The organism is Actinacidiphila sp. bgisy144, from assembly GCF_057708105.1.
In genome coordinates this window covers 73,283-82,933 of record NZ_JBYIRM010000037.1, presented here as the reverse complement: position 1 = coordinate 82,933, position 9,651 = coordinate 73,283, and the positions used below count along the sequence as shown (strand labels likewise).

7 protein-coding genes are annotated in these 9,651 nt (G+C 76.6%); 3 read left to right on the top strand and 4 right to left on the bottom strand.

The features are described from left to right. Positions 1-366: 366 nt before the first annotated feature. Positions 367-1,632 carry a M14 family zinc carboxypeptidase gene (locus AC3EVP_RS31480; RefSeq protein WP_435135803.1) on the top strand — a complete coding sequence of 422 codons (1,266 nt, stop codon included), beginning with the start codon at positions 367-369 and terminating at the stop codon, positions 1,630-1,632. Positions 1,633-1,760: 128 nt separating this feature from the next. Next, complete coding sequence (locus AC3EVP_RS31475) at positions 1,761-2,024, top strand: LapA family protein (RefSeq protein ID WP_335978725.1); 264 nt, start codon at positions 1,761-1,763, stop codon at positions 2,022-2,024. A 14-nt stretch (positions 2,025-2,038) separates the two neighbouring features. Here the strand turns inward: AC3EVP_RS31475 and AC3EVP_RS31470 are convergent, their stop codons facing one another. After that, positions 2,039-2,518 (bottom strand): GNAT family N-acetyltransferase, encoded by a 480-nt coding sequence (locus AC3EVP_RS31470; RefSeq protein WP_435135801.1) that lies wholly within the window; start codon positions 2,516-2,518, stop codon positions 2,039-2,041. 108 nt (positions 2,519-2,626) lie between these two features. Between AC3EVP_RS31470 and AC3EVP_RS31465 the strand changes: the two genes are divergently transcribed. Then, positions 2,627-3,391: a Mut7-C RNAse domain-containing protein gene (locus AC3EVP_RS31465; protein ID WP_335978723.1), complete on the top strand. Its 765-nt coding sequence runs from the start codon at positions 2,627-2,629 to the stop codon at positions 3,389-3,391. 132 nt (positions 3,392-3,523) lie between these two features. Here AC3EVP_RS31465 and AC3EVP_RS31460 read toward each other — a convergent pair whose 3' ends face one another. The 3 genes from AC3EVP_RS31460 to AC3EVP_RS31450 all read right to left on the bottom strand — a co-directional run bounded on the left by AC3EVP_RS31460 (position 3,524) and on the right by AC3EVP_RS31450 (position 9,612). Then, positions 3,524-6,607, bottom strand: a complete 3,084-nt coding sequence (locus tag AC3EVP_RS31460) for a tetratricopeptide repeat protein (RefSeq protein ID WP_435135799.1) — start codon at positions 6,605-6,607, stop codon at positions 3,524-3,526. Continuing rightward, positions 6,607-8,442: an HSP90 family protein gene (locus AC3EVP_RS31455; protein WP_435135797.1), complete on the bottom strand. Its 1,836-nt coding sequence runs from the start codon at positions 8,440-8,442 to the stop codon at positions 6,607-6,609. Before AC3EVP_RS31455 ends, AC3EVP_RS31460 begins: the two co-directional genes overlap by 1 nt. A 168-nt stretch (positions 8,443-8,610) precedes the next feature. Continuing rightward, a complete protein-coding gene (locus AC3EVP_RS31450) occupies positions 8,611-9,612 on the bottom strand; it encodes a hypothetical protein (RefSeq protein ID WP_435135795.1) in 1,002 nt (333 codons plus the stop codon). Between the last annotated feature and the right edge of the window lie 39 nt (positions 9,613-9,651).

Sequence of the window (9,651 nt, the reverse complement as noted above, 5' to 3'; positions counted from 1 at the left end):
CAGGGCCCCTCCCGCCCGGGCCCGCGGCGGGCCCGTCCGGGCCCGATCGGAGGCGGCCGGGCGGCGCGCTCCGGCGCACCGCCCGGGGCACGGCGCGAGCACCCGCAGGACCCCGCTGAGCTGCGCGTTCGGCATGCGGCTCGGGTCCTATCCGGTGTGGCGCGGACCCCGGGGCGCGCGCCGGGCGCACCCGGGCACGCATGCGCCCCGTCCCGACGTGGTGCACCCGGCCCCGGGCGCCCGCCTCCGGGTCCGGTCCGGCGACGGGCGTCCCGACCCGGCCCGGGAGCGGCGCCGGTAGCACCGTTGACACCTTCGCGGGGGCGTGACCTACTGACGGAACCGAACTCGAAGCCGTCATGCGGGGTGCGGCTCGGGGGTCCGCGGCAGGGGGTTGCGGTGACGGAAGAGCGCTATCCGACGACGGGCGAAATCACCGAGAGTGCTCGTCGTCTCACGTGGAGATATCAGGGGCTGTGCCGTCTGGCGGAGGTCGGCCGGTCCCGGGCGGGACGCCCGCTCCAGCTGCTGACGGTGGGCCAGGGACCGCGCAACGTCCTGGTGGTGGCCGGACCGCACGCCAACGAGGCCGCGGTGGGCGGCGCCACCAGCCTGAAACTGGCCGAACGCATCGCCGAGTCCTGCCGCGCCGGCGCCGGCGACGGCAGCACCTGGCACTTCCTGCTGTGCATCGACCCCGACGGCGCGGCCCTCAACGAGCCCTGGCTGACCGGGCCCTACACCCTGCGCCGGCACTACGAGCACTTCTTCCGGCCGTGCGCCGCCGAACAGCCCGAGTGGCTGCCCACCGACGGGGCCGTGCGCTCCGCGGCCCTGCCCGAGACCCGCACCCTGGTGGAACTCCTCGACCGGCTGCGCCCGGTGCTCCAGTGCTCCCTGCACGGCATCGACGTCGGCGGCAGCTTCGTCCAGCTCACCCGGGACGTGCCCGGCGTCCCCGAGCGGATCGCCAAGTCCGCCGCCGAACTCGACATCCCGCTGGAGAGCGGCTCCTCGGACGCCTTCCAGTGGCCCAGCCCGGGCCCCGGCGTCTACGTCATGCCGCCCGCCTCCGCCGCCGGCGACGGCGCCCACTCCACCTGGGCGCACGCCGGGCGGTACGACGGGGTGACCGCGGTCGTCGAGGTGCCCATGTGGGCCTGCGACCGCGCCGCCGATACCACCCCCCACCCCGACGCCGACCGCGCCCTGCGCGTCGCCGGCGCCGCGCTGCGCCGCGACCTGCCGACCGTGGCGCGGCTGCTGGACCGGATCGACCCGCGGGTGGTCGGCGCCGACAGCCCGATGCTGCGCACCGTGCGCGAACTCGTCGGCATCGGCCCGCAGCTCAGCGCCGAGTGGGACCCCGCGGTGCGCCCCGCGGACGCCTGGCCGCTGCCGGAGATGACCACCGCGCGTGTCACCAGCATCGAGGTCTACGCCCAGCGCATCCCGCTGCGCGCGGCCGCGATGCTGCGCCGGATCGCGGCGCTGCCGGCCGTGACGGGCCTGGTCGACTCCTGGTGCGCGGCGTACGAGGCCGCCTACCGGCCGCGCTGGGTGCCGGTCGCGGACCAGGTCGAGCAGCAGGCGCGCAGCGTGATGGCCGTCTACGAGGAGCTGCGGCCGTGAGGCGGCCCGCCCCGGGCGGTGGCCGGGCCGCCGTCACCTGTTCGGAGTAGTTCCCGGCCCGTGCGGCCGCCCCTGCGGTGACCATGGACCGAAGGGGGCGTCCCGCGGACCGGAGGCAGGTGAGCGCGATGAGCGCCGACAGGGCGGACCGGCCCACCCGCGGCCGGTGGCGGGAGGCGATGACGCCGCGCCGGATCGCCGCGCTGGTGCTGGCGGTGCTCGCGCTCGTGTTCATCTTCGAGAACACCCGGGAGGTGCCGATCCGGCTGATCGGGCCGGTGGTGCGGATGCCGCTGTGGTCGGCGCTGCTGATCACCTTCGTCGCGGGCGTCCTGTGCGGGCTGTTCGCCGCCTGGAGCGGCAGGCGCAGCAGGCGGCGCGCCCGGCGGTGACCGCCCGGCGCCGGTCAGCCCGCGAGCGGCTTGCCCAAGTGGACGCTCAGCGGCTCGTCGCGATAGTGGCCGAAGCCGCCCACCGGGACGTACCCGCACGACGTGTACAGCGCGATCGCCTCGGGCTGCTTCTGCCCGGTCTCCAGCACCATCCGGGTCCGGCCGGCGGCCGCCGCGGTCGCCTCCAGCTCGGCGAGCATCGCCCGGGCGTGGCCCCGCCCGCGCGCGGACCGCACCACGAACATCCGCTTGATCTCCGCGTCACCGGCCGTGAAGCCCTCGGCCGCATCGTCCTGCGCCCGCCAGCCGCCGCTGGCCACGGGCTTGCCGTCGGCGTCGTACCCCAGCAGGTAGAGGCCCCGCGGCGGGTCGAAGTGGTCGGCGGCCATGTGCGTCGCGTCGCCGTCGCCGTACCGCTCCGCGTACTCCAGCTGCACCAGGTCGTTGAGACGTATGGCGTCCGGGTGGTCGAAGCGGGTCGTCCTGATCTCCATGCGGCCATCGTAGGCGGACCCGCCGACAGGTCCGAAAGGGCGGTCTGGTGCTGACAGCGGCGCGGAAAGGCGTGGAAGGCGGGCGCGGGGCGGTGGGATGCTGGGGACGTGAGCCAGAACACCGCGGACAAGCCGCGGATCAGCGTGCGCATCGCCCCTGAACTGCATGTCTTCGTGGCCGCCGGGTACCGGGGGAGCGCCGCGGAGGTGGTGACGGACGGCATGTCCTCGCTCGGGCACGTGGTGGAGTCGCTGGGCATCCCGCTCACCGAGGTGGGCGCCCTGCGCGCCGGCGGCCGCCGGGTGCCGGCCAGACACGTGCCCGCGGCGGGCGAGGAGATCGCGATCGAGGCGGTACGGCGGCCGCAGCAGATCCCCGGCCCGCCGGCCTTCCTCCTCGACGTCCACCTGGGCACGCTGGCCCGCCGGTTGCGGCTGCTCGGCGTCGACGCCGCGTACGAGAACGAGGACATCGGCGACCCGGCCCTCGCCCGCCGCTCCGCGCAGGAGCGGCGCGTGATGCTCTCCCGCGACCGCGGGCTGCTGCGCCGCCGGGAGATCTTCGCGGGCGGCTACGTCTACAGCGACCGCCCGCAGGAGCAACTGAGCGACGTGCTCGGCCGGTTCGCGCCCCCGCTCGCCCCCTGGACCCGCTGCGTGGCCTGCAACGGCCCGCTGGTCGCCGCGGACAAGGACACCGTGCGCGACCGCCTGCGCGACGGCACCCAGAAGTCCTACGACGTCTTCGCCCGCTGCACCGCCTGCGAGCGGGTGTACTGGAAGGGCGCCCACCACGCCCACCTGGAGGCGGTCGTGGAGTGGGCGATGCGGGAGTACGGCCCGGCGCCGGCCGCCCCGGGCCCGGCGGCCTGACCCGCGGCGGGGCGGGTCGATCCGGGGCGGCCCGGATCTACCCGGTCCGACCCGGATCGACCCGGTCCGACCTGGTCCGGCCCTCGCGGCCCGCGGCGGCGCCGACCCGCGTACGGGCCGGCGCCGCTCCGTTCAGCCGCCGTCCGCCCCCTGCTGCCGCTGCGCCGCCAGCCCGTCCCGTACGGACGCCAGCGCCTCGGCGGCCTCGGGCAGCTCCGCCGCGGTGCAGCGCTCGATCGCCGCGGCGAGGCGGGCGGTGGCCGCGGGCACGTCGCCCAGCGCGTTGCCCTCGATGAGCGCGGCGATCCGCACCGCCTCCGCCCGCGGCTCCTCGCCCGCCCGGCCGCCCTCGGCGTACGCCTCGATCGCCTGCTCCATGGCGGCCAGGGCCTCGTCGTACGCGTCGGCGGCGGCGTAGGCGCGTCCGCGCTGGTAGGCGGTGGCGCCGGTGTGGTACCAGTGCGCGAAGTCCGGCGTGCCGGGCGGGACCTCGGCGCACAGCTCGTCCGCCGCCGCCAGGTGGCGCAGCGCGGCCGGCAGGCCCTCGGCGTCCTCGGCCTCCATCGCGAGGCGGGCGAACTCGCGCATCATGGCGGCCAGCGGGGCCGGCCGCGGGCCGCGCGCGTGGGAGGCGACGGCCCGCTCGTACGCGCCGCGCGCGGCCGCCGGCTGGCCGGACCGCGCCAGGGCCACCGCGGCCTCGCAGGCGACCAGGGTGTGCGTGCCCCGGTCGCCCTCCCAGCCGGCGACGGTGTCCGCGAGGGACACGAACTCGGCCGCCGCCTCCCGCAGTTCGCCGAGCGCGGCGAGCCCGCGGCCCAGGTCCAGCCGGATCTGGGCGAGCAGCCGGCGGTCGATCCCGGCGGTGTCGCCGAGCGTCACCGACTCCAGCACCGCGACCGCGTCGGCCGGGCGGCCCTCGGCGGTCAGCAGGTCGGCCAGCTCGACCCGGACCTGCGCGGCGCTCTGGTCCGCGCCGTCCCGGTCCATCCGGTCCGCCGCCTCCGACAGGTGCCGGATCGCGCTCGCCGCGTCGCCGTCGCGGCCGTAGGCGTGCCCCAACAGCGCGTGCAGCGGCCCCAGGTGCAAGGAGCGGTCGGGCCAGCGCGTCGCGGCCGACAGCGCCCGGTGCAGCAGCGCGACCGCCTCGCCGGGCGCGCCGCCGTGCAGCCGGACCTGGGCGAGCAGCGCCAGCGCCCGCGGGGTGCGCCACAACTGGCCGGTGCCCTCCAGCAGTTCGATCGCGCCGGCCAGCTCCGCCTCGGCCGTTCGGAAGTCGCCCAGCCGCATGGCTACGTCGGCGGCGTACTGCCGGGCGGCCGACGCCCGGGCCGGCACGTCGAGGCGGGCCGCCTCCCCGATCAGCCGCGCCACGGCGGCGTCGAACGCGGCCCGCGCGGCCTCGCCCGGCGCCGGCAGCTCGTCGATCACCTGGCGCCGCCGGGTCATGGCCTCGCACTGGAGGACCGCGAGGTAGCGGTCCGGTGCGATGCGTTCCTCGGCCAACAGGTCGGCGGCGAGCCGCAGTTCGGCGTCGAGTTCCGCGCGTGCGGCAGCCGGGCCGGGCAGGCCGGACACGGCGGCGGCGCCGGACGCAGCGGGGGCCTCGGCGGTATCGGCGGTATCGGCGGTATCGGCGGTATCGGCGGCATCGGTGGTGCCGGCCGGGGCCGACGGGTCGGCCGCCGCGAACACCGCGACCGCGGCCCTGGCCCGCGCCGTCACCGCCCGCCCGGACAGCCCCGCCGCCTCGTACAGCTCCGCCGCGCGCAGCAACTCCGCGCGGGCCCGCGCCCACTGCTCCCGGTCGAGGCCGTCGAACCCGGCGTGCTCGGCGAGTTCGGCGGTCAGCACCTGCTCCGGGCCGAGCGCGGCCTCGTCATGGACGTACCCCGGCTCGGCCGCCCGGGCCCCGATCCGGTCCCACAGCGGGTCCGCGTCGGGCCGGCCGTCCGCCGCCAACGCCCTGACATGCAGCACCAGTTCGGCGAAGTCCGCGGGGACCGCCCCGGCGGGTGCGCCCTCCGTGCGGGCCGCGCCGCTGGGAGCCGTACTGCCGGGCTCCGTGCCCCCGGACGCCCCCGCCGCCCCTGCCGACGGAGCCAGCGGCGTCGCCGCCCGCACCCCCAGCGCCAGCGGCTCGTCCAGCAGCGGGCGCCGCGCCAGCCGCTCCCGCCGCCGCGCGCCGACCGCCGCCGTGCCGTTCCGCCGGTCGAACGCCGCCGCCAGCGGCTCCGCCTCCTGCCGGACATGCGCCAGCAGCGCGTCCACCGTCCAGGCGCGGCCGGGCGGACCGGCCACCGCCAGCGCGCCGTGGCCCTGCGCGGCGAGCCACGCGAGCAGCACCTCCACACCCGTCAGCCAGTTCAGCCGGTCCAGCGGCGAGCCCACCACGTCGAACATCGACCGGTTCTCGGCGAGCAGCTCCAGCCCGCGCGCCTCGTTGCGGGTCAGCGCGCAGAACTCCAGGTGCAGGCCGAGCGCGTAGGGCATGTCCGGCTTGCCGCGGGCGAAGCGGTAGCCCACCAGGTGGTGCGAGCGCGCCTCGTCCAGCCGCCCGGCGCGCAGCAGCGGCAGCAGCGCGTGCGCCATGCTGACGTACGGCTCCTCCATGCAGGTCTGGCCGCCCGCCAGTACGGGCTGCCACTCCCGCAGCGCCCGCTCCTCGTCACCCGACGCCAGGTGGCACAGCGCCCGGTGCCGGGTCTCGCACGCCTCGCAGTCGCTCAGGTCGGTCCGCGGCCGGGTCGCCCACAGGTCGTACGCCTCGTCGAGACCCGCGCCGGTGTGCTCGGCGATGTGGTAGCGCATCGCCAGCACCGGCTGGAGGCCGTGCCCGGCGGCCTGGTAGCGGTCCCGCATCTCCTCGGTCCACCGCTCCACCGCCGCCAGCGGCACGTCCGGCACCTGGAGCAGCGCGGTCGTCACCCACTTGTAGCGCCAGTAGAGCTGGTGCTCCTCCCAGTCGCTGAAGTCGGCCGGGTGCTCGTCCCACATCCGCACCAGCCGCGCGAAGACGACCGGCGACTTCCGCTCCTCGCCCGCCCAGGTGTACGCGGACATCAGCTCGAACAGCGCGGTCACCAGGGCGCCCCGGTCCGCCAGTTGCCCGGCCGCCTCGGCCAGCTCCTCCGCGCGCAGCGTGCGCTGCCGTCCGAAGGGCCGCTCGTTGTTCTCCCGCAGCGCGTCGAAGACGGCCTCCGAGGTCTCCAGCATCACCGCTCCTCGTGCATCGCGTGGTCCAGCAGGCCGATGAAGGCCCGGTTCAGCAGGGCGCTCTCCGAGGCGCGCAGCGGCCGCCGGGACAGCAGCAGCGCCTGCCCGTAGAGCGCTTCGATCGCGGTGGTCGCCAGGCCCGGCTCGCTGATCGAGGCGGCCCTGCGCACCAGCGGGTTGAGGTGGTTGAGCACGAGCTGCGCGCGCGGCGCCTCGGCCCGCAGCGAGCCGAGGATGTCCGCCCACAGCCCGTCCGCCTGCCCCGCCAGCTCGCCGCGCGCCCGCTCGTGCCGGGCCTCGCGGTTGTCCAGCAGCAGTGAGGGCGCGCTCACCGGGTGGAAGGCCCGCAGCACCACGTCGCAGTCGAACTGCGCCACCACCTCGCGCGCGGTGTGCAGGAAGGCCGCCGCAGCCAGCTCCGCCGAAGGGTCCACCGCGTCCAGGTGCGCGGTGACCGTCGCCGGGTCGAGGTCGACCACCGACGTGCCCGGCCGCACCTCCGGCAGCCGGTGCACCAGGTCCCGGTCGTACGCGTACCCGCCGTTGACCACGCCGAGCCCGGCCGCGGCCGCGATCGGCGCCACCTGGCGGAACTCCTCCACGGTCTGCGTGACCAGCACGGCCGGGTGGCTGCGGGCGAACTCGTCGAGCGTCACCTGCCCGTCGGTCGTCTCGAACGGCAGCCACGGCAGCAGCAGCCGCAGCAGCGCGTCGTCGTAGCGGGCCAGCGCCTTGACCGCGAGGTGGTGCACCGCGATGAACCGGTGCAGCAGCGCCGGGTCGCTCGCCGATATCCCGGTCAGCCAGTCCCGGATACGCGCCCCGAGCGCGTCCCTGATCGCCGCCAGCGTCTCGTCCTCGTACAGCGCCTCGCGCGAGGCGGTGGGCCGCAGGCTGTCGGCGTCGACCACGCACCGTACGAAGAACGCCCACTCCGGGAGGAGTTCGGGCGCCTGGTCCGACAGCAGCATGCCCTTCAGGTGCACCCGGTGCCCGGCCTGCCGCGACGGGTGCACCGAGGTGGGCAGCACGTACGCGACCCCGCGCAGGCCGACCACCGGCAGGTCCAGCTCGATGCTGTCCAGCGGCACGAAGTCGAACACCGTCCGGCAGTGGTCGGCGAGCGCCTGCCGGCGGGCCGACACCGACGGGTGGGACGCCTGCCACGGCGGCGGGGTGCCGTTGATCCGGATCACGGAGCCGCGCTCGTCGGCCACCGTGACCTCGTGGCGCAGCAGGCTGCCGTAGTGCCGGGCCAGCGCCACGACCCGGTCGTGGGAGGTCCACTCCGTGGCGTCGGCGCGCGGCACCAGCGTCACGGTGGTGCCCGGCTCCGGCAGTTCGGCGGCGGGCAGCAGGCTGATCGTGTAGCGGCCGTCTGACCTGCCGCGCCACTGGACCGCGGGCGCCGCCGGGTCGGCGGCCGACCGGGTCCGTACGGTGATCTCGTCGGCGACCACGAAGCAGGCGAGCAGGCCGATGCCGAACTGCCCGATGAAGTCGTTGCGGGCCGCGGCGAGTTGGTCGCCGTCCAGCGGCCCGGCGGCGGTGCGCTTGGAGCTGCGGCCGATCGTGGCGAGGAAGCGGTGCACGTCCGCCTCGGTCAGCCCGATGCCGGTGTCGGTGACGGTCAGGCGCCCGTCGCCGGCCCGCACGCTGATCCGCGCCGGCGCCGCCGCGTCCGCCGCCTGGCGCGCGGTGATCGCGTCGACCGCGTTCTGCAGCAGCTCGCGCAGGTACACCCGGGGGCTGGAGTAGAGGTGGTGGGAGAGCAGGTCCACCAGGCCGCGCAGGTCGACCTGGAAGGTGTGGGTGGTCTGTGCGTCGTCGGACACCGAGGAGCCTTGTCGTCAAAGGGGTCGGGCGGGATACGTCGGGCGGGGTGCGGGGTGCCCGGTACGGGATGCGTCAGGCGGGAGCGGAGCGCGGGGGAGCGGCGGCGCGGGCGCGGAACAGCCGCGGTGGCGGCGTCGGGCGCGTGCGGGCGCGAACGGGGACCGAGGTCAGGCGCCGACGCGTGCCCGCCACGCGAGGAAGGGCACGGCGGGCGACCTGCCGTCCATGTACCGCCACGGCATCTCGGTGGGGGCCTTGCGCACCATCCGGAACATGGCGCGGGCCGCCGCGTCCTCCCCGGCCAGCGCGAACGCCATCGCGAAGGTGTTGACGCCCACGGCCCAGTCGCCGCGCCGGGCGAACGCCGGATGGTGCACCGAGCGCGCGCCCGCCTCGTGCAGGGCGCGCACCACGTGCGGGGCGTGCAGGACGGTGGAGTCCGGATCGCCGCCGGCCTCCATCCAGTCCTCCAGGTGGGCCTGTGCGACGAGTTGTCCCAGGCCGCTGCCCTCGGGGGCGGCGAGTGCCGACCTCCTGGCGAACGCGTGCATCCGCTCCTGGCTGCCGCCCCACTTGGCGCACAGCTGCTGGAGGTGCTGGCGGTGGGCGGCGACATGGCCCGGCGCCCGGCGGCACACGGCCTCGAACCGGCGCTCGGCCGCCTCCTGCCCGACCCCCAGACCGCGGCCGCTGACCTGGAGGAAGTACCAGGGCGCGGCCCAGGACGGCTCGCGCTCGGCCACCTCGTACAGCTGCTCCTCGGCGACCAGCAGCCGCTCGCGGAAGACCTTCCACTGCTCCGCGGAGACGTGGGCGCCGCTCGCCCGGCCGCGCGCCTGCCAGGCCCACTCCACGTGCCGGGCGCCGGAGACCAGCAGCGCCAGGGTGTCGCCGGGGTCGGCGTCGGCCACCTCGCGCGTCCACTGCTCGACCTGGGCGATGTCCCCGACGCCCTCGACCAGGAACGTCAGGTCCTCGTCGCCGTCGGCCGCCGCCAGGTGGGCGCGCAGCACCGGCCACCGCTCGGCGCCGCCCTGGGCGGCCTGCCTCATCTCCGCCAGCCGCGGATCGCCGAAGGCGCGGTCCACGGCCGCACCCCTGCCGCGCGGCCGCAGCGCGTACGCGTGCCCCTCCGGTTGGCGTACCTGCAACAGCCTCCGCCACGCCATCTGCCGCCCCCTTGTCGCGTGCTCCCCAAAGGCTTGGAT

Excerpts from the sequence above, each read along its gene's own strand:
- AC3EVP_RS31475 (WP_335978725.1), top strand. The coding sequence starts at position 1,761 with ATGAGCGCCGACAGGGCGGACCGGCCCACCCGCGGCCGGTGGCGGGAG.
- AC3EVP_RS31470 (WP_435135801.1), bottom strand. The coding sequence starts at position 2,518 with ATGGAGATCAGGACGACCCGCTTCGACCACCCGGACGCCATACGTCTC.
- AC3EVP_RS31460 (WP_435135799.1), bottom strand. The coding sequence starts at position 6,607 with ATGCTGGAGACCTCGGAGGCCGTCTTCGACGCGCTGCGGGAGAACAAC.
- AC3EVP_RS31450 (WP_435135795.1), bottom strand. The coding sequence starts at position 9,612 with ATGGCGTGGCGGAGGCTGTTGCAGGTACGCCAACCGGAGGGGCACGCG.